This window comes from Aeribacillus composti (assembly GCF_031760945.1).
Lineage (GTDB): Bacteria > Bacillota > Bacilli > Bacillales > Aeribacillaceae > Aeribacillus > Aeribacillus composti.
The window spans coordinates 3,168,138-3,187,480 of sequence record NZ_CP134501.1 but is presented as its reverse complement, the minus strand read 5'-3'; the positions used below and the strand labels follow the sequence as shown (position 1 = coordinate 3,187,480).

The window sequence follows — 19,343 nt, the reverse complement described above, 5'->3', positions numbered from 1 at the left end:
GGGTGAGTGAAGTTTGACTGTTTATGATGCGAAAGCTTTAAAAAAATTTGTGGAAGATGTTTTGGTGAAGCAAAACGTTAAAAAAGAGAATGCTGAAGTTGTAGCAGATTCATTAATAAGGGCAGATCTTGAAGGTATCACAAGCCACGGAATCAGCAGATTGCCGATCTATTCAAAACGTTTAAAAGAGGGGCGGATTAATCCGAACCCGTCCATAAAAATACAAAAAAAAGGGTTATCCATTTTAACTGTCGATGGAGATAACGGATTGGGCCAGATTGCATCATATTATGGCATTAAAGAGGGAATCAAAACAGCAAGAGAAACGGGAGTTGCTGCCATCGCCATTCGAAAAAGCAACCATTTTGGATGTGCATCATATTATTGCAAGGCAGCTTGCGATGAAAACCTTGCAGCAATTGTGATGACAAATTCTCCGCCTGGGATTCCGCCTTGGGGAGGCAAAAAAGCTTTCTTTGGAACGAATCCGATAGCATTTGGCTTTCCAGTCAAAAACGGACCGGATGTTATTATCGATATGTCTGCAAGCGTCGTTGCAAGAGGCAAAATTATAGAAGCGGCAAAGGAAGGAAAAGCCATTCCAAAAGGCTGGGCAATCGATCAAAGAGGCAATGATACGGAAGATCCTGCAGAAGCATTAAACGGAGCCGTTCTTCCTTCAGGAGGAGTAAAGGGGTATGGCTGGGCTTTGGCAGTGGAAATATTAACAGGGCTATTAACAGGTGCTGCTTACGGCCCACATGTCGAAAATATATATGACGATAACGGCCAAATAGCAAATGTAGGGCATTTTTTTATTTTAATCGATATAGAAAAATTTATGCCTGTCGATCAATTTACCTCTCTTCTGCAAAAAATGCTTTTGGAAATGAAAGCTGTTCCTAAAAAAGAAGAAGTCCATACAATTTTGTACCCTGGGGAACGAAGAGAACAATCTTATATTCATAAATTACATTGTGGTATTCATTTATCTCAGGAAGTGGAAAAGGATTTAGTGCAACTGGCCAATCAGTTGCATTTGGAATTTCCTACCACAGGTGATCATTATGTTTGAAAATATTCGTTTTGATCGTTCCACTGTTCCGAATAAGATTGTTGAAGAATTGAAATCACTTATTCAAGAAAATAAGCTGAAACCCGGGGAAAAGCTGCCGTCAGAAAGAGAGCTTTCTCTTAAATTAAATGTGAGTCGAAATACAATAAGGGAAGCTTACAAAGTTCTCTCTACGCTCGGATTTATTGAAATTAAACAGGGGAATGGCGTTTTTGTAGCGGATGGAACGAATAATTTAGCTCAATTAGCCAATCATTACTTTGTCAAAAGCGACCAATTTGCAGATTTATTTGAAATAAGAATGCTCATTGAAACGCAAGCGGTAGTATGGACTGTTGAACGGGCATCCGATTCGGAAATTGACGTTTTGTATCAGTTTGTGAAAGAGACTGTACAATTAATCAGCGAAAATAAAGTGAATGAAAAGATATTGTCTGAACGAGATCACAAATTTCATATTAGAATTGCGGAGCTTTCCAAGAACGCAATTGCTTATCGGATAATGAACAGTCTCACTAGCCTTTTTAACAATATCAGGGTGGAGACATCTAAAATACCTGATCGGATGCACCATTCGTGGCTGGAGCACTTAGAAATTGTCGAAATGATCAAAAAGCGCGACATAATTAGGTCAAGGAAAAGCATGGAGAAGCATTTACAAAGTGTCGAGCAGACTTTAGAAAACGCAAAGAGGGATAACGGCTAACATATGACATTTAAGTTTATTTCCGAGAAAAAATCGACGGGTTCACCACTGTATTGTTCGGCCTCTTATCGGTAAATGAAAGCAAAACTCTATCACCCTTATATATGAGCTGATGTGCCTTAGCGCCGACGCTTGCCATTTCCCTGATTTTTATAGCAAAAATATATTGTCAGGCGCCATTTTTTCCGAGATTCATTGAGATATTTCTTGTGCTATTTGGAATTGGCTGTGTTTTGAAAGGAAAAAGGCAGAGCTGCCAGCAGGAAAAATTCGCCTCACCTTCTTTATTAAGCTTCTTAATTATGAGCATAGGCTGTGCAGCCAGTCCGTCAGCGGTATCCGTTCGCTGGATTTTTTTATGATGATGAGGAACTTATCCTAGAACCAGGCTATTTAAATTCTGAAGATTTTACGAAAGATGTACAAAATGAAACGGAAGCATAAACAAAATTAGCCGAAAAGACTAGAATCCGCAAATGACATGAAGGCCATTTTCTATTAAAATGATTTTAAGATTTAAAATAGATAGAAAATGGTAAGCAAAAACAACAGAGAAAGTTTTCTGTGCTGGCAACACCAAATCGAATAGTTTAATGGGGAGTGTTTTTGAACAGACGGGAGTCAGGATGCACTCCCCAGCTATTTACTATAGGGGGAAATTTTTGTGGCAGAAACAATTGCACCAATGACGGCAAAACATTTGGAACAATGTATTGAACTATATATGAAAGTTTTTAATCGTGACCCTTGGAATGAAAGCTGGACATATGAAACGGCTAAAGAAAGGCTTACAGATTTGCTGCATACTCCGAAATTTACAGGATTTTTTTGGGAAATCGATGGAACTCCCATTGGTTTTATAGCAGGGAACAGCAAGAAAACATATCAAGGAATAACTTTTTATTTAGCGGAATTATGCATCAATCATGAAATTCAAGGTAAAGGCTATGGCTCTAAGCTTCTCCAATATTTAGAGAAAGATTTACAAAAGAAACAAGTTAAAAGCATTTACCTCTTAACATCCACTGGAGGACTCGCAGAAAGCTTCTACAGAAAAAATGGTTATGCTGTGAATAACAATCGAATTGTGATGAAAAAAATTTTCTTTTAGACAGTTTTTTCCTAGTTAAAATTTTATCCAGCCAATCTTCGGTTTCCGCCAAAGAATCATGCAATCACTGTGCGCATATGAAACCGAATGAGATAATGTTTTAAAACGAGAAACGAATTCAAATTTTGTCAAGTGCTATTCCCCACGCTTATGTTTGGGGAAATTTTTTTTGTGATTGATAAAAAATAATGGTAAATAGTTAAATATAATTAATTAAATATATTTAACTATTTATTGGGGGATTTTATGGTTAAAGACAGCATTGCGTTTATTGCAAATTATTTGTGGAGGGAATCGATTAAAAATTTACATATGCATTTGACGGAGGCAGAGATTAAAAATTTCAGCAGCAATGACTACTATTATTTAACGACTATTTACTATATGGGGAAACCCAATTTTTCTCAGGTGGCAGAAGCTTTGAACGTGACGAAGCCGGCTGTTTCAGCGATGATTAGAAAGCTGTCAAAAATGGGCCTTATAGAAAAAATACAATCGCAGGAGGACAAACGAGTTTATTATGTAAGTGTTACAGAAAAAGGAAAGAACATTGTCGAAGGTGATGAAAAGCTCTACAAGAAAATTGACTTGCAAATAAAAGAGTGTTTAGGAAGCGATCATAAATATGAATTTCTGGAAACTTTATTGGCAGAAATCGTTCGTTATTTGCAAAAAACAGATCGCTAATGCATCATATACATTTTTACATGGAGGAGCTGTTCATGAAAAGGAGTTTTGAGGGTAAATCCGTTATTGTCATAGGCGCTTCAGGGGGATTAGGTTCAAGCTTTGCAAAAGCTTTTGCCGATAAAGGTGCAAGGCTTCTTTTAGTTGGAAGGAATGAAGAAAAGCTTAAAAAGACAGCAGAGCAAATAACTGGAGATATAACAACAGCCGTTTTTGACATTACTGATTTACAATCGATTAAAGAACTGAAAAATATTGTAAAAAGGTGGTCAGCCCATATTGATATTGTCGTCAATGCTTCGGGTTATGACGTGAGAAAGTCTTTAGCTGAGCATAGTTATGAAGAAGCGAAGAACACGCTTGATATCAATCTTTTAGGAGCGATTCTTATAACGAAGGCATTCCTGCCGCATATGAGAGAACAAAAAGGCAGCACGATTGTGCATATCGGGGGATTTGCAGATGGCCGCTTGGCTTTTCCGTATTATAGTGTCGATGCTGCATCACGTGCAGGCTGTTCACATTTATTGAAGCTGTAAACCGTGAATTGGAGTTGGAAGGCAGTCAAGCAAGGGTTGCTTTTTTTTCGCCAAGTCCTGCAGATACTGAAGCTGAAAGACCATTTCATCCGCTTTGGAGGAAAATGGGTGTTTCCATTATGCCTGTTGAAAAAGTGGCAGAGGATTTGCTTAAAACAATTGAAAAGAAGAAGACAGTACGAATTATGGGAGGGATGTCCACGATCCTTTTTGCCAAGCTTAACTCCATATCGCCGAAGCTGGCTGATGCTATCATGATGAAAAAATATGGAAAAATGCTTCAACAATTTTTTTACAGGACAGAGGATTGCGGACAGCAAAAGCCGAATAAGCATAAAAGAGGCTATCTCCGCAAAATTGCTGTCATTCTTATAATCGCCTCGTTTATTTTGTATGGACTAGCCGCCGTTGTCCCATTGCTTCCGCTCACTCTTTCTCAAAAAGCGGCGGCTGTTCCGGCGCTGATTGCAATTGGCGAAATCGTTTGGTGGGCCGGGCTGGCAATCGCAGGTCGGGAAGTCGCTGCCAAGTACAAAAAATATCTTAATCCGTGCACTTGGTTTTCCTGTAAAAGAAAAACAATTTAAAGATTAGAAAAGTGCCATCAGCTGGAATTCTAAACTTTATGCGAGAAGTGAGGAGCTTGGAATTTTTTTTGCCAGATTGGCATATTCTTATTGTTAGTTGTTGGAATAGGATTCATTTCAAAATTATTGGGTAAATATAGGTTGTACTTTTTGCTGACTCTCACTTTTACAGTTTTAATTTTTGCTGTTCTAAATACGAATGATTTTAGTAATCGGCCTTTCTTATATGTTGTTTTATAAATACGAATGATTTTAGTAATCGGCCTTTCTTATATGTTGTTTTATAAATACGAATGATTTTAGTAATCGGCCTTTCTTATATGTTGTTTTATTTGGGACAGTTTGTCTAGCTTCAATGATAAAATTGACGATCCAAACGTATAAGTTAAAATAAAAGGTTCTTCTGAGTTTTATCAGGTAGACGGCAGCTTATAAATAGCGTAAAAGGACATTTTGAAATTCTTTTAAATGAGAAAGACGTCCTCAACACCTATCTTGCTTTCTTCTAAATGTTGATTCGGTTATTAGGCAGGCGGCAGCATGGATTATTTAAATAAGGAAAATAAGGAAAAGAAAAGACTTACGTTTTGATAAGGTGAAATCCCTTTAAATTCGAACAGTCATACAATGCCCTAAAGGGGCTGTCTTAGAAAGTCAAATCGTCATTGATAACCACGATATATCAACATTTCTAAAACATTAATGGGGGCGTCAATAAGCCGTAAAAACGACTTATTAGACACCCACATTTTGTAATTGCATTTTAATTCATTCGGTTTTAAGCTTCTTTTTCATTAATTCATTTATTATGGCAGGTATTAATAAATACAATGCGTAGGCAAAAGACATCCATGCTGCAAAAGCGATAACCTGCGGCTCATCAAGCTTAGGAAAAATCAGCTGGTGGTTGGATAAAGAAAAAGTATCTAAAATTAAACCAACGATCGTGCCGATGAATCCAAATTTCAGCGGTGCATTTTCGGCTTTGTCAAACAATACATATAAATACGTGGCTCCTGCCAATAACACCCCTGTTCCAGCTATTAGCAAAGAGAGGCTGACAGCAAACTCCGCTGTACCCGGTCTGAAAAGAACGCTGTCCCCAAACATAACAAAAAACATTGTGGCAAAAAACCAAACAAAAACGCTCCAGCATGCTGTGTACAAATATCCTTTCATTTGTTCTCCACCTCTTGTAAGCCGCTCAATGCTATAAATAATTTCTCAAGTTCTGCGTATGTTTTCTCTACCGGAAAATTTTTTGACAATAGAGCCTGTAAGGCGATTCCGTCTACAACAGCGTTTAAAATGATCGCCCATGTGTCAAGCGAAATTCCTTTAATTGGTGATGAAGGCCATATTTTTAATAAATTTTCCGCTAGAGCTTTATTTTCTTGTAAAATAATCCCCTCAAGCTGTTCCCTGATTTTATCATTATGAAAACCTGAAACGACGAGCGTTAAGAACAATTTATGAAAAAAAGAATCATGAGAACAACGGCTTTTCGCTGTCTCAATCGCTTGTTTAATGATGTTGCCGTCACTTTTCGATAATTCGTCCCAAGAACTGCCGCAAATATCTTTTACAATATCCAATAATAATTGTTCTTTTGTTCGAAAATGATAATAAACAGTCCCCTGCGTAACCCCTGCCGTTTCGGCGACTGCCCTCAATGTGAACTTTTCAATTCCGTTTTTGACTAAACACTTCTTCGCGGAACGAATTAATTCATTTTTACTAATAACATTCGGCTTTGCCATATGATCACTCCTTATTAGTTATTCATATAACTAACTTAACTCAAAAAAATTTACCGTTTATTCACTGATTCATTTTAGATTATACAAAATTCTTGACAGTACCACAATATAAAATGGTCATAATTACTATCTTTTCAAAAGTCATTTGAATTCTCTAATTTGAATATTGACAAGAAAAGAGTTTTCATGTGACTCTTTTTAAGAGAGAAAGGGCAGGTGAACAAAATGGATATCAATGAGTTTCAACAATGGGTGAAGGAGTATTATGACAGCAGGGGCTGGGCTGAATTAGATATTTTTGTCCGCATTGGATTTTTAGCCGAAGAAACGGGGGAAGTTGCCCGAGCTATAAGAGCGCTTGAAATTGGCAGAGACAGACCAGACGAATCAACAGGTTCAGTTGAGGAAAATAAACAGGCATTAATCGAAGAGCTGGGAGATGTGTTAGGAAACATCATAGTGATTGCAAACAAATACAATATTCCTTTGGAAGAAGTATTTCATTCACATAAAAAGAAGCTGTTAGATCGTTATTCTACTGTTTAAGTTTTATGTCTTAAAAATTCCGTAATAAGGTAAAATTGCGGCATCGCTGTTTCACGTGGTGAACGGATTCTTCCGTATTCTTTGATGCCGCAAACGATTGTTGAATAGATTGTGAAATCCATTTCTTTTTATGGTCGACCAATTGCAAATAAACTTTCTTTTCCGGGCAATAGGGGGGGATGCCCAATTTTCAAAAGTCATTAGCGATAAAAACGATTCCAAGGTTATTAGATAAAAGGCAGTGTTCGCATCAGAGGATGACGATTCTGCGTAAAACGGTCCCGAACTTATATAGCTTGATATTCACATAAGGGAGATGCCGTTTTTATTTGGTTATAAAAATTTTTGAAGTTTAACTTTTTAACTGAAAGGCTTTTATAAATTATTGGTTAGAAAAATCCTGATGGGACTATTTTTCTATTTTTCGTGTAATGCTGCGGCGGCCGTCTATACTAACAGGAACATCTCCTGCAATTGTAATTCTTCTCACAACTCTTTGTTCGTCGCCATAGTCATTTATTGCATAATGCTGGGTTGCACGGTTATCCCAAATCACAACATCTCCTGCACTCCATTTCCAGCGAACTGTATTTTCTAATTGTATAATATGCTGCTGCAGGACAGTGAACAATTGGGCTGAATCGAAGGTGGAAAGTCCGACAAATTTTTTGACAAAATGACCAAGTAAAAGATTGCGTTCACCGGTTTCAGGATGTATATGGACAACGGGGTGCTCGGTTTCATATAAAGTGGAAGTGAATACTTCGTCATAGTGCTTTTTTGCTTCAGGAGATATATTATATCGCAGTGCTGCATAATCATAGGCATTTGTATGGATTGCCCACAATTGATCAGCAAGATTCCGCAGTTCTGTTGGCAGAGTTTCATAGGCAGCAGCTGTGTTCGCCCAAACAGTATCCCCTCCTGCTTCAGGGATCACAACCCCCCGTAAAATGGAGAATTTCGGAAATGCATCTACAAATGTAACATCTGTATGCCATGAATTGGCCCGGTCGCCACGATCAGAGTCTAGCTCAAAAATATAATTGGAGCCGTCTTTTGCTGGAACAGTTGGATGAACAACAGGATTGCCAAGCAGCTGTGCAAAGGCTTCCTGCCCCGCATCATCTAGATGATGCTGATTTCGGAAGAAAACTACCTTGTACTTTAAGATCGCTTCGCGAATAAATTGAATTGTTTCAGCATCTAGTTTATCGGAAAGTTTGATGCCTGATATTTCAGCGCCAATTCGTCCGGCAACTGGTTTGACAATAATCTCTGATTCATTTTGTACTTGTTTGACATCAGTCATAGAGATCGCCTCCTCAAGAAAGTTTATGATTCTACGGAATATTCATCTTTCTCAAAATTTCATCGGCACTTAATAGAAGCCCCACCTCCTTGCTCGTTGAGTGAGCCATTTTAATAAACCGATAATAAGCAAGAAAGCCAGAGCAGATGAGCTCCGGCTTCCAGATGGCTGGTCAGCTTTTTATTCCAGTTGTAAATCCGATGAATTCATATCGGTTTAGTAAAAATATTAGATTCACAAGAAAAAATGTCAATATTAAATTTTAAAAATTTTTTATTTATAAAAAATTAATATTTTACAGTAAATTTTAGCTTGACTATTTTTCATTTGCTCAGTAACATTAAGGATAACTAATGTATACTAATTCAATAGGAAATATCGGTTAATTGATTGTTCCCACCGGTCAACCGGAGACATTGCTGCAAAATGTCTCCGGTATTTTTGTGCGCCCGGCATGTACATGAACTATAGGGTGTAAGTCCCGAACCCCGAAGACAGAAGTAGAGGTTAGCCAAGAGCAAGGGTGTCCGTGGTGACGCGGAATCTGAAGGAAGCTGGAGGCAAAACACCGGTCCGAGGAACACGAACCTCATATAAGGCTAGGTATGATTGAGTGAGTTTGCGAAACAAAACAAAGCTCTTTCTGTCGAAGGTCATATCGAGTAAATGAGGCGGATAGATGGTGTGAAAGTGCATGTACTTACCCGGGGAGATCTGGCTGGCACGCCAAGTAACCTTGGTAACCTATCTAGTGATAGATAACTGAACAGTCAGAAGTCAGCAGAAGTCATAGTACTCTTTTCGAGCTCGAGACGAAAGAGGAAGGACTGAACAATTAAGGAGAACGAATCGCTAGGCGTTCACCTTCTGTGTGGAAGCAGACAATCCGATAGGACTTACTTGAAGGAGGAAGTGGTGAACCCCACGGGGGACTTCAAGAGGGTGGAGCAGAAGATGGCACAAATAGAAGAATTCGTTCACGTGGAGAGGATATCAATGTTGATGGAAATGATTTTGTCACGGGAAAATCTCCTGGCGGCACTGAAACGAGTCGAACAGAATAAAGGAGGTCACGGAGTAGATGGCATGTCCGTAAAAGACCTACGAAGACACCTCTACGAAAATTGGGACTCCATTCGACAGTCGTTGAGAGAAGGAACCTACAAGCCCTTACCCGTCCGTCGAGTCGAAATCCCGAAACCGAACGGTGGAGTAAGGCTTCTAGGGATCCCTACCGTGACGGATCGTTTCATCCAACAAGCGATTGCCCAAGTGTTGACGAAAATCTTTGATCCGACCTTCTCGAACCATAGCTATGGTTTCCGCCCAGGTAGAAGGGGACATGATGCGGTTAGGGAAGCAAAGGGTTATATCAAAGAAGGATATCGTTGGGTAGTCGATATAGACCTAGAGAAATTCTTTGACAAGGTGAATCACGACAAACTGATGGGGATCTTGGCGAAAACGATCAAAGATCGAATTCTACTGAAGGTAATCCGCCGGTATCTTCAATCAGGCGTGATGATCAATGGAGTGGTAATGGAAACGGACATGGGAACGCCTCAAGGCGGCCCGCTTAGTCCACTTTTATCAAACATCATGCTTCATGAATTGGATAAGGAGCTTGAGAAACGTGGACATAAGTTTGTTCGGTATGCGGATGACTGTAACATCTATGTGAAAACAAAGAAAGCAGGAATTCGTGTCATGAACTCCATTACGAACTTTATAGAGAAGGAGTTAAAGCTCAAGGTAAATAAAGAGAAATCGGCGGTAGACCGTCCTTGGAAACGGAAGTTTCTCGGTTTCAGCTTCACACTCAATAAGACTCCAAAGGTACGGATTGCGAACGAAAGTGTGAAACGTTTGAAGAACAAGATCCGTGAAATTACATCAAGGTCGAAACCGTATCCAATGGAGAAAAGGATTGAGAAACTGAACAAGTATTTAATGGGATGGTGCGGATATTTTGCCTTGGCAGAAACACCAAGTAAGTTCAAAGAATTTGATGAATGGATTAGACGAAGGCTTCGGATGTGTTTGTGGAAAGAATGGAAAACCCCGAAAACAAGAATTCGGAAACTCAGAGGATTAGAAGTTCCAAGCCATAAAGCATTCGAATGGGGCAATACACGCAAGAAATATTGGCGGATTGCCTGCAGTCCCATTCTACACAAAACCCTCGACAACTCCTATTGGAAGCGTCGAGGGTTAAGAAGTCTATTCGAAAGATATCAAGCACTACGTCATACTTAATTGAACCGCCGTATACCGAACGGTACGTACGGTGGTGTGAGAGGTCGGGGGTTAGTCACCTCTTCCTATTCAATTGAAATCAAAAGGGAGGAGTAAGATGAAGTTGTTGAAGAATTGCAGAGTGATAGGAATTTTATTGTTAGTAGGGACAGTTGTTTTATCTGCTGGCTGTCAGAACAAAACAGTTGCTGAAAAAGAAGGCAAAGCCGGAGGTGATGGCAAATATGAGACGCTGACACTGCGCTATCAAGGATCTCCTGGACAAGTCACTTTCCCGGAATTGGCGGAAGATTTAGGTTATTTAGATCCAATCAAACTTGAATGGGTTGGAAATACAACGAGTGGACCACAGGATATCCAAACAGCTGCAACAGGGGAAATTCATTTTGGCGGTGCATTTAATGGAGCAATTATTAAATTAAAAGCCAGCGGCGCCCCGATTAAAGCCGTGATCAGTTATTACGGCAGCGATGAAGATACGTTCAGTGGGTTTTATACATTAGAGGATAGTCCGATTAAAGAGGCGCGAGATTTAATTGGCAAAAAAGTCGGGATGAATACTCTCGGTGCACACCATGAATTCGTGTTAAAAGAATACTTGCGTCAAAATGGATTAACAGAGGAAGAAATTAAAAAAGTAACGATAGTGGTGATTCCGCCAGTCAATGCAGAACAAGCATTGCGTAATAAACAAATTGATGTAGCTGTGTTAGGCGGAATGCTGCGAGACCGGGCATTAGAAAGGGGCGGGATTCGGAAGCTCTTTAGTGATTATGATTTGTTTGGTGCTTTTAATGCGGGCAGTTATGTTTTTACTGAGAAATTCATTAAAGAAAATCCGAATACTGTGAGAAAATTCGTTGAAGCAACAGCGAAAGCAATTGAATGGGCGCGTTCAACCCCTAGAGAAGAAGTCATTGCCCGTTATGAAGCAATTATTGAAAAAAGAAAACGAAAAGAAGATGGTGAAACAGTTAAATTTTGGAAAAGTACAGGAATCGGCTCGAAAGGAGGTTATATACAGGAGAAAGATTTTCAAGTGTGGATCGATTGGCTAATAAAAAGCGGTGAGTTGAAAAAAGGCGAAATTGGGCTGGATGACTTATACACAAATGAATTCAACCCTTACTAAAGGAAGCTTGAACAAAAATGTTTAGGAGGTGTTCAACAGGTGACAGATAAAATTCAATTTGACCATGTCACAAAAATTTTTAAAATTCGGGATGTTGAAAAGGGAAAAGGAAGCTTTAAAGAGTTTACCGCATTGAGGAACGTTCATTTTTCCGTTAAAAATGGAGAATTTCTAACGTTAGTCGGGCCGTCAGGATGCGGAAAATCAACTTTGCTTGATCTTCTCGGCGGATTGTCTCAACCAACATCTGGGAAAATTTTAATAGATGGGAAGCAAATCGACGGCCCCGGTTTAGATCGAGCAATTGTCTTTCAACAGTACGCCTTGTTTCCTTGGAAAACAGCTAAGGGAAATATTGAGTTTGGTTTAAAAGCGAAAGGTGTGCCAAAAAAGGAACGTTCGGAAATCGCCCGTCATTTTTTGGAGCTAGTCGGCTTGTCCGGCTTTGAAGAACGTTATCCCCACGAACTATCAGGCGGGATGAAGCAGCGTGTAGCTATTGCTAGAAGTTTGGCTTTTGACCCTGACGTTTTATTAATGGATGAACCGTTTGCGGCCTTGGATGCTCAAACACGCGAAACATTGCAAAACGAATTGCTTCGTATCTGGGAAAAAACAAAGAAGACGATCGTGTTCATTACTCATGGAATTGATGAAGCCGTGTACTTAGGACAGCGTATCGCCGTAATGACTTCACGTCCGGGGACGATAAAACAAATTATTACAAACTCAGCTCATTCCCAAGCAAAGGAAGACGATGCGCGTTCCACGCCGGAATTTGCAAAGACTCGCCATCAAATTTGGGATTTACTTCGGGATGAGGTCAGTAAATCGCAAAATGATCATAAAAAAGAGCATTCAGCTTAGGAAATTTAATAAAAGTCCTGCGGTAATATGTCAAGGTGAAAAATCATAGAAATTGGAAATTCCCTTGTCCGATGATCCGAAAAAAGGCAATACTGAAGAAACCCAGTATTGGTACATGTAATAAACTGGGTCTAAAGGTTGATATTGGTATACCAGATCGATCCTCTTATCGATCTTCCCCCTTTCTTGGCGTGTAGATTTGACCGTTGCGTAGCAGCGCATCGATCACACGCACGAGTTTTCTAGCGGTGAGGACGAGGGCTCGTTTATGTTGGTGTTTGGGCACTTCCTCATACTTCTTCCGGTAGTACGCACGAAACGTCGCATCATGCCGTTGCACCGAGTTGGCAGCCTCCACTAGGTAGTAACGGAGATAGCGATTGCCGGAACGAATGAGGGAGGTGTCCTCGGCTTGAAAACGGCCCGATTGGTGCTTGGACCATGTCAAGCCGGCATATTTTGCCAAGGCGGCCTGGTTGTGAAACCGCTCGATTTGCCCGATTTCGGCCAGGATGCCTGCGGTATAAACCGGTCCGATGCCTGGGATGGTTTGCAGTGTGTTCGGAATGCCTTCAAGATGGCGGGTAATGGCTTTATCGAGCTCTTTGAGCTGCGATTGCAGGCTGCGGATTGATTGAATCGACAGCCCTAACAGCAAGTCGATGGAATCCTCGACACACTTGGACAACCGATACGACGAACGGGCCGCCTTTTGAATCGACTTGGCGATGCATTCCGGATCGGCAAAGCGATTGCGCCCTTTTTGGCGCAGGAAGTCGGCCAACTGCTTGACATCCATTTGGCAGATGTCATCGAGGCTCCACGACTCAAGCAGCAGTTCGAGAATGGCATGTCCGAAGATCGAACTGTCCACCTCTTGGGTAAAGGAACTGCATTTGTAAAACAAGTGCTGGAGAAAATACTGTTTCTCACGGGTTAACTGGTGGACGAGATGATATCGCATGCGTGTCAGTCGCTGAAGCGCGAGAAACTGCTCCTTGAGGACAGCCGTCATCTTCAGACGGCCGAAGCGAAGCCGATCCGCAATGATCCAAGCATCGATGTCATCCGTTTTCTCCAAGTCGACATAGGCTTCTTTAAACTTGCGAATGAGCTTTGGATTGATCGTAAACACCTTGACGTTCCAAGCCTGCAAGGCCTCCTGCTGGTGGAAAAACATAGCTGGATGCCAACTGTAGACCGAGGTGGCTTCCATCCCGATCAGAATTTCGGTTGGCTTTCGCTTGTTAGCCCACAGGAGGATTTGATCCCGAAGGAAGGTGGCGCCCAGAAGATGATTATCCACTTTGAAGCGTGCGCACGTATTTCCTTCATGATCCATAATGCAGGTGGCTAAGTCGCGTGAGCTCACGTCGATCCCGACGTAGAGTTTCATGAGATCACCTCCTATTGTTGTAGGATCGAGGGGTAGGACTCTTCGGGATGCCCCCGGATCGCGCCTGTTGACCAGTCACCCTCGCATATGAGAACTCACGTTGGACCATGGGCTGCCCTGGAAGCTGCTCCTTCCAGCATGGGGAAAACCAACGGGAACAGCCTGCGGGTTAGACGTCCAAACAGGGGCCGAGGAGACAGACTTTACAAGTAGTCAAAGCTACAGGAGTGAGAAGAGTATCCCCGATGATCCTAAGACCATTATCCAGGAACATTGCGAAAAGTCCAACCCCGGTACGCTCAACCCTTTGTGGGAGGGGCGCGCCCCTCCCACAAAGGCAACCACCCAAGATATGCGATTGTCAAGGAGCGTATCGGACTGGAAATTCGATAAAAAAACTTTCTGAAACTTAGTATACGAGGAGTGTTGCAAATGTTAGGAATCATTCGTGTCTTAACGACTGATCAAGATGATATTTTACAAGAACATGGAGCAATACTGCATGAAAAGTACAAGATTAATTCGATTTCAAGATGTATCCCATCTCAGCCAAATGGGATATATGATGACCGTTCGGAAGAGATTGCGATTCCAAAAATAATCGAACTAGCCAGACAAATGGAAGCGGAAGGAAAAGTAGATGTGCTTACCATCAGCTGTGCTGCGGATCCCGCCTTGGAAGAAACTAGGGCGCAGGTAAAGATACCCGTTCTCGGAGCAGGAATTTGCGGCGCACATGCAGCAAGTATGGTAGGGAATAAGATTGGTGTAATCGGAATATCAAGTGATCCGCCGAAACGGATGAAGGAGGAGTTAAGGGAAAAATTTCATTCTTATTCCTACTCGCCAACGTTGCGGAAAACTACAGATTTGTTTAGGGAAGATGCCAAACCGGAATTGCTTGCATTAGTACAGCAAGTAATTAGCTCTGGAGCGGATACAATTTTGTTCGCTTGTACCGGTTTTTCAACGATTCGTCTCAAAGACTATTTAAGGAGCCGAGTTAATGTTCCAATTATTGATTTGGTGGAAGCGCAAGGGATTGCTTATCAATTAGTAAATAGGGGGGGAAACGAATGAATGCAAAGACATTTGATCTATCATTTGTCATATTTTCCATTTTAATTTCTATTTTTGGTGCAATTATTGGAATGCAATTGATTACTTCTCTCGGAATTACACCGAATACCTCGATCATCGGAGCACTGATTGCCATGCTCATTGCGAGGATTCCTATGCAATTATTTTATAAATACCGTTCCTTGGAAAATCAAAACTTAATTCAAACATCCATTTCTGCTGCAACGTTTGGTGCAGCCAACAGTTTGTTAATTCCTGTCGGTATTCCTTATGTAATGGGGTTGCCGGAATTAATTGTTCCGATGTTGATTGGTGCGGGAATCGCATTAATTATTGATGCACTTATCCTTTACAAAGTTTTTGATACGAGTTTCTTTAGTGCAGAAGAAACGTGGCCGCCAGGAGTTGCGACTGCAGAGGCATTAAAAGCAGGAGACGAAGGCGGAAAGAAGGCAAAAATCCTAGGTTTAGGTATTCTTGGCGGTATAGCGGGATCCTATTTAGGAATTTCCATGTCAGCCTTTGGGGTTGCCTTCATCGGGAATATATGGGCGTTAACGATGTTTGGTGCAGGTCTATTGTTAAATGGTTATGCGGAACCGCTGTTTGGAGTTAATTTAGGGGACTACTATATTCCCCATGGAATGATGATCGGCGCAGGGATTGTTGCGTTATTCCAATTTATTTTCGCATTTATAAAAATAAGGAATGATAAAAAAGAAGCGGCAAATAGCGCAGAACAGCAACGTCAATTTACTCGGACAGAGGAAGATTTGAAAAAAAGGATTTGGATTCGGTTTCATACTGTATGTTGTCGGAGCAGCTATCGTTGCAATCATGGGTGGTTTGCTTGCGGAAATGCCTGTACATCAAATCGTTCTGTTTGTACTATTTGCAGCTTTTGCAGCCCTGGTTACGGAGATTATTGTAGGTATTGCGGCGATGCACTCTGGGTGGTTCCCAGCATTTGCGGTTACATTAATTTCCTTAATTATCGGATTAATTCTAGGCTTTCCTCCAATTGCTTTGGCTTTGCTTACCGGATATACCGCTGCAACCGGACCAGCCTTTGCCGATTTGGGATATGACTTTAGGACAGGATATCTTCTTCGCAAAGGTTCTACATTAGAACAGGAACTTTATGGTCGTAAATTACAGTTGAAGAGTGCGCTGATTGGGTTTGGTGTAGCGATTGTCATGGTGACATTGTTTGCGAATAATTTCTTTGCCCAAGACTTAGTTCCTCCGGTGGACCGGACCTATGCAGTAACGATCGAGTCGGGATTATCTGGAAATGTTGCACTCATGCTCTTGCTTTGGGCAATTCCTGGCGCAATCATTCAGTTCATTGGCGGCTCCAAACGGCAAATGGGTATTTTGTTAGCTACGGGACTGTTAATAACAAATCCTATTGCTGGGTGGGCAGTATTGGTAGGTATTTTAATCCGTGTTACAGTGATTAAGTTGCGCGGCAAAGAGGCTGAAAACACAATGTTTACGATGGCAGCCGGCTTTATCGCTGGAGATGCTTTATATAGTTTCTTCTCATCCATCTGGAAAGCTAGATAAGGGAGGTTCTTCTTATGGCAACTAAGGTTTTGACAATGGAAGATGCGAAACATGCGGTGTATGGCGGCTGCATCTTAGGAGGAGGAGGCGGCGGGTGGATCCAAGATGGTCTGGAAAAGGCGAAACAAGCCTTCACCTTCGGCTCCCCTGCATTAGTCTCTGTTGATGAATTATCGACAGAAGATTATGTCGCTTGTGTCTCTCTTGTAGGCGCTCCATCCGCGAAGAATATTTACGTCGACAGCAGTCAATTAATCGATACGGTCAAGCGGATGCAAAAGGAATTTGACAAACCGATTAAAGCTTTGATGACCAATGAAAATGGAGCAGCCACTACTATTAATGGATGGTTGCAGGCAGCAGCGGTGGGCTTGCCTGTCATTGACGCACCATGTAACGGGAGAGCCCACCCAACAGGGTCCATGGGATCAATGAATTTATCCGAAGTTAAAGAATACAAGTCAGTGCAAACTTATGCAGGAGGAAAAGGAGAGAGAAAAGTAGCCGGCTCTGTTGTAGGGAGTTTAGACCTTGCTTCCAATGTTGTTCGCGATGTTTCCATTTATGCTGGAGGGATGGTTGCAGTTTGCCGAAACCCTGTTCATATCGGATTTATTAAAGAAAATGCAGCCGTTGGAGGCATTACCCAAGCTATGGAGCTAGGTAAAGTGTTTCTCTCTGTACCAGAAGGACCGGAGCGCATTGAAGCTGTTGCTTCCTATCTAAAGGGCCGTGTTATTCATTCCGGCCGAGTCTCAAAGTTTGAGTTAAAAGAGGAAGGCGGCTTTGACGTTGGCTACGTGCATGTAGATGATTTGGAATTAACATTTTGGAATGAATATATGACGGTTGAAGTGGAAGGTGTACGCAAAGGAACGTTTCCTGATCTCATCATGACATTCGATGCCCAGACAGGGAAGCCGATCGTCAGTGCGGAAATGAAAGAGGGGCTTCATATCGCTGTAATCTCGGTGCCAAAGGATAATCTACTATTAAGTTCTACGATGTTTAACAAAAATCTATTGAAAAAGATCGAACCAATTATCCAAAAAGAGATTATTTAAAGGAGAGGTTTACTATGTCATTAAAGTACACGATGGAAGTTATGGAATTGCTCGATGATGCAAATATCAATGGTCAACAAGTAGTCGATCTTTTTAAAGACAAAAAATATGTTGAGGCATCCTACGAGACGGTGAAAGGCGATAAAGGATCGACCGACTTTGTTAAAATAACGATCAAAGGGGAAAACGGTAAATCTTCCGGTGGCGATGCACCAACATTAGGAGTTGTCGGCAGATTAGGCGGAATCGGTGCACGTCCAAGCCGAATTGGTTTAGTCTCAGATGCGGATGGTGCGGTTGCTGCCATCGCAACGGCGTTAAAGCTTGCGGTCATGTCTGAAAAAGGAGATCGATTACCAGGAGATGTTTGTGTAACAACGCATATATGTCCAGATGCACCGACCGAACCGCATGAGCCGGTAGATTTTATGAATTCTCCGGTAGATATATTCACCATGAACAAATACGAAGTAACACCAGAAATGGATGCTATTTTATCCATTGATACGACTAAGGGAAATAAAGTATTTAATCATAAGGGCATTGCCATTTCTCCAACCGTGAAATCCGGCTATATCCTTAAAATTAATGATGATCTAATTCGTATTATGGAAATGACGACAGGGGATCTGCCAGCTACGTTTGCGGTAACGACACAAGACATTACTCCATATGGAAATGGCTTGTACCATATCAACAGTATTCTTCAGCCTGCTGTCGCAACGGATGCGCCGGTTGTCGGTGTAGCAATTGTTGCCAGGACAGCGGTTCCTGGATGCGGCACCGGGGCAAGCCATGAAGTAGATATTGCACAAGCTGTTCGTTTCTCTATCGAAGTGGCGAAAGAATATACTAAAAAACAATTCGAATTCTATGACGTAGAAGAATATAAACGTATAGAAGCGCTATATGGTTCTATGAAACATTTACAAACGTTGGGGAATGAATGATATGGAGCGAGGAAGAGTAGGAGTACTGACCATTGGCCAGTCACCCCGCACCGATGTTACCCCGTCTATAAAAGGAATATTAGGGAGTAATATCGAAATTATCGAACGAGGCGGATTAGATCGTTTGACAGAGGAAACGCTATCTGAAATCACCCCGGGTCCTACTACTACAACAACCTATATATCAAGGCTTAGAAATGGCAAAAGCGTGAAAATCGATAAAAACAAACTGCTCCCTTTGCTGCAGGAAGAGCTGACGGAGTTGGAGAAAGAAACAGATGTCACCATTATGCTCTGCACTGGCGATTTTCCAACATTAAAAAATACAAAGCCGGTGCTTTATCCAGACAAAGTGCTGAGACACTCGGTCCAAGCAATTATGACGAAAGGAACGCTAGGATTAATAATTCCTTTAGAAGAACAAAAGAAATCTCTTGTCGAGAAATGGCATGGCATCGGAATGGACATAGTCGTTGAAGCTGCTTCTCCATATGAAGAAAGCGATTTGAAAGGAGCCGGAGCAAGACTGAAGGAAAAAGGAGCAGACCTGATTGTTCTGGACTGTATGGGATATCATGAATCCCATAAAAATGAAGTAAAACAAGTATTCGACGGACCGGTCATCTTGCCAAGAACATTAATAGCGCGTATTGCAGCAGAATATGTGTTTTAATCAGATCCGGCGATAGCCGGATCTATCCCTGTT

Annotated in this window: 19 protein-coding genes and 1 pseudogene; 16 read left to right on the top strand and 4 right to left on the bottom strand. The window is 41.4% G+C overall.

The window, feature by feature from the left end:
- Positions 1-13: 13 nt before the first annotated feature.
- The 7 genes from RI196_RS15570 to RI196_RS15540 all read left to right on the top strand — a co-directional run bounded on the left by RI196_RS15570 (position 14) and on the right by RI196_RS15540 (position 4,705).
- A complete protein-coding gene (locus RI196_RS15570; RefSeq protein ID WP_311066483.1) occupies positions 14-1,075 on the top strand; it encodes an Ldh family oxidoreductase in 1,062 nt (353 codons plus the stop codon).
- Positions 1,068-1,781, top strand: coding sequence for a FadR/GntR family transcriptional regulator (locus tag RI196_RS15565; protein ID WP_063388402.1), 714 nt, complete (start codon positions 1,068-1,070; stop codon positions 1,779-1,781). Before RI196_RS15570 ends, RI196_RS15565 begins: the two co-directional genes overlap by 8 nt.
- 315 nt (positions 1,782-2,096) lie before the next feature.
- Positions 2,097-2,225, top strand: coding sequence for a hypothetical protein (locus tag RI196_RS15560; protein WP_261308733.1), 129 nt, complete (start codon positions 2,097-2,099; stop codon positions 2,223-2,225).
- Positions 2,226-2,445: 220 nt separating this feature from the next.
- Positions 2,446-2,892: a GNAT family N-acetyltransferase gene (locus RI196_RS15555; RefSeq protein ID WP_311066482.1), complete on the top strand. Its 447-nt coding sequence runs from the start codon at positions 2,446-2,448 to the stop codon at positions 2,890-2,892.
- 246 nt (positions 2,893-3,138) lie between these two features.
- A complete protein-coding gene (locus RI196_RS15550) occupies positions 3,139-3,579 on the top strand; it encodes a MarR family transcriptional regulator (protein WP_311066481.1) in 441 nt (146 codons plus the stop codon).
- A gap of 35 nt (positions 3,580-3,614) precedes the next feature.
- Complete coding sequence (locus RI196_RS15545; protein WP_311066480.1) at positions 3,615-4,118, top strand: SDR family oxidoreductase; 504 nt, start codon at positions 3,615-3,617, stop codon at positions 4,116-4,118.
- 119 nt (positions 4,119-4,237) lie between these two features.
- Positions 4,238-4,705 carry a transporter suffix domain-containing protein gene (locus tag RI196_RS15540; RefSeq protein WP_311066479.1) on the top strand — a complete coding sequence of 156 codons (468 nt, stop codon included), beginning with the start codon at positions 4,238-4,240 and terminating at the stop codon, positions 4,703-4,705.
- Between the two features lie 768 nt (positions 4,706-5,473).
- Here the strand turns inward: RI196_RS15540 and RI196_RS15535 are convergent.
- Positions 5,474-5,884 carry a DUF5367 family protein gene (locus RI196_RS15535; protein ID WP_063388406.1) on the bottom strand — a complete coding sequence of 137 codons (411 nt, stop codon included), beginning with the start codon at positions 5,882-5,884 and terminating at the stop codon, positions 5,474-5,476.
- Positions 5,881-6,465, bottom strand: a complete 585-nt coding sequence (locus RI196_RS15530) for a TetR/AcrR family transcriptional regulator (RefSeq protein ID WP_311066478.1) — start codon at positions 6,463-6,465, stop codon at positions 5,881-5,883. Before RI196_RS15530 ends, RI196_RS15535 begins: the two co-directional genes overlap by 4 nt.
- A 225-nt stretch (positions 6,466-6,690) precedes the next feature.
- On the opposite strand from RI196_RS15530, the gene RI196_RS15525 reads away from it, so the two are divergent.
- The gene (locus RI196_RS15525; RefSeq protein WP_063388408.1) at positions 6,691-7,011 is read left to right on the top strand and encodes a MazG nucleotide pyrophosphohydrolase domain-containing protein; all 321 of its coding nucleotides are present in this window, start codon (positions 6,691-6,693) and stop codon (positions 7,009-7,011) included.
- Positions 7,012-7,420: 409 nt separating this feature from the next.
- On the opposite strand, the gene RI196_RS15520 is transcribed toward RI196_RS15525, so the two are convergent.
- Entirely contained in the window at positions 7,421-8,323 is a 903-nt protein-coding gene (locus RI196_RS15520; RefSeq protein WP_199757346.1) for a TauD/TfdA dioxygenase family protein, read from the bottom strand.
- A 996-nt stretch (positions 8,324-9,319) separates the two neighbouring features.
- Between RI196_RS15520 and ltrA the strand changes: the two genes are divergently transcribed.
- From ltrA to RI196_RS15505, 3 genes are all read left to right on the top strand, one after another.
- The gene (gene ltrA / locus RI196_RS15515) at positions 9,320-10,579 is read left to right on the top strand and encodes a group II intron reverse transcriptase/maturase (protein ID WP_094245397.1); all 1,260 of its coding nucleotides are present in this window, start codon (positions 9,320-9,322) and stop codon (positions 10,577-10,579) included.
- Positions 10,580-10,676: 97 nt separating this feature from the next.
- Positions 10,677-11,711 (top strand): ABC transporter substrate-binding protein, encoded by a 1,035-nt coding sequence (locus tag RI196_RS15510; protein WP_063388410.1) that lies wholly within the window; start codon positions 10,677-10,679, stop codon positions 11,709-11,711.
- A gap of 39 nt (positions 11,712-11,750) precedes the next feature.
- Positions 11,751-12,578 (top strand): ABC transporter ATP-binding protein, encoded by an 828-nt coding sequence (locus RI196_RS15505; RefSeq protein ID WP_311066477.1) that lies wholly within the window; start codon positions 11,751-11,753, stop codon positions 12,576-12,578.
- Positions 12,579-12,744: 166 nt separating this feature from the next.
- On the opposite strand, the gene RI196_RS15500 is transcribed toward RI196_RS15505, so the two are convergent.
- Positions 12,745-13,974 (bottom strand): IS110 family RNA-guided transposase, encoded by a 1,230-nt coding sequence (locus tag RI196_RS15500; protein ID WP_027725928.1) that lies wholly within the window; start codon positions 13,972-13,974, stop codon positions 12,745-12,747.
- Between the two features lie 432 nt (positions 13,975-14,406).
- Between RI196_RS15500 and RI196_RS15495 the strand changes: the two genes are divergently transcribed.
- The 5 genes and pseudogenes from RI196_RS15495 (at position 14,407) to RI196_RS15470 (ending at position 19,310) form a co-directional block, all read left to right on the top strand.
- Positions 14,407-15,054 carry an aspartate/glutamate racemase family protein gene (locus tag RI196_RS15495; protein ID WP_066247406.1) on the top strand — a complete coding sequence of 216 codons (648 nt, stop codon included), beginning with the start codon at positions 14,407-14,409 and terminating at the stop codon, positions 15,052-15,054.
- Positions 15,051-16,623: pseudogene (locus RI196_RS18635) on the top strand (OPT/YSL family transporter). Before RI196_RS15495 ends, RI196_RS18635 begins: the two are co-directional and overlap by 4 nt.
- 14 nt (positions 16,624-16,637) lie before the next feature.
- Complete coding sequence (locus RI196_RS15480) at positions 16,638-17,687, top strand: S-methyl thiohydantoin desulfurase family protein (protein WP_066247401.1); 1,050 nt, start codon at positions 16,638-16,640, stop codon at positions 17,685-17,687.
- 14 nt (positions 17,688-17,701) lie between these two features.
- A complete protein-coding gene (locus RI196_RS15475) occupies positions 17,702-18,637 on the top strand; it encodes a DUF1177 domain-containing protein (protein ID WP_311066475.1) in 936 nt (311 codons plus the stop codon).
- Position 18,638: 1 nt separating this feature from the next.
- Positions 18,639-19,310, top strand: a complete 672-nt coding sequence (locus RI196_RS15470; RefSeq protein WP_066247389.1) for an AroM family protein — start codon at positions 18,639-18,641, stop codon at positions 19,308-19,310.
- Positions 19,311-19,343 lie beyond the last annotated feature (33 nt).

Coding starts and splice junctions, on each gene's coding strand:
- RI196_RS15525 (WP_063388408.1), top strand. CDS start 6,691: ATGGATATCAATGAGTTTCAACAATGGGTGAAGGAGTATTATGACAGC.
- RI196_RS15480 (WP_066247401.1), top strand. CDS start 16,638: ATGGCAACTAAGGTTTTGACAATGGAAGATGCGAAACATGCGGTGTAT.
- RI196_RS15495 (WP_066247406.1), top strand. CDS start 14,407: ATGTTAGGAATCATTCGTGTCTTAACGACTGATCAAGATGATATTTTA.
- RI196_RS15530 (WP_311066478.1), bottom strand. CDS start 6,465: ATGGCAAAGCCGAATGTTATTAGTAAAAATGAATTAATTCGTTCCGCG.
- RI196_RS15510 (WP_063388410.1), top strand. CDS start 10,677: ATGAAGTTGTTGAAGAATTGCAGAGTGATAGGAATTTTATTGTTAGTA.
- RI196_RS15550 (WP_311066481.1), top strand. CDS start 3,139: ATGGTTAAAGACAGCATTGCGTTTATTGCAAATTATTTGTGGAGGGAA.
- RI196_RS15475 (WP_311066475.1), top strand. CDS start 17,702: ATGTCATTAAAGTACACGATGGAAGTTATGGAATTGCTCGATGATGCA.
- RI196_RS15540 (WP_311066479.1), top strand. CDS start 4,238: ATGCCTGTTGAAAAAGTGGCAGAGGATTTGCTTAAAACAATTGAAAAG.
- RI196_RS15500 (WP_027725928.1), bottom strand. CDS start 13,974: ATGAAACTCTACGTCGGGATCGACGTGAGCTCACGCGACTTAGCCACC.
- RI196_RS15520 (WP_199757346.1), bottom strand. CDS start 8,323: ATGACTGATGTCAAACAAGTACAAAATGAATCAGAGATTATTGTCAAA.
- RI196_RS15565 (WP_063388402.1), top strand. CDS start 1,068: ATGTTTGAAAATATTCGTTTTGATCGTTCCACTGTTCCGAATAAGATT.
- ltrA (WP_094245397.1), top strand. CDS start 9,320: ATGTTGATGGAAATGATTTTGTCACGGGAAAATCTCCTGGCGGCACTG.
- RI196_RS15470 (WP_066247389.1), top strand. CDS start 18,639: ATGGAGCGAGGAAGAGTAGGAGTACTGACCATTGGCCAGTCACCCCGC.
- RI196_RS15545 (WP_311066480.1), top strand. CDS start 3,615: ATGAAAAGGAGTTTTGAGGGTAAATCCGTTATTGTCATAGGCGCTTCA.
- RI196_RS15535 (WP_063388406.1), bottom strand. CDS start 5,884: ATGAAAGGATATTTGTACACAGCATGCTGGAGCGTTTTTGTTTGGTTT.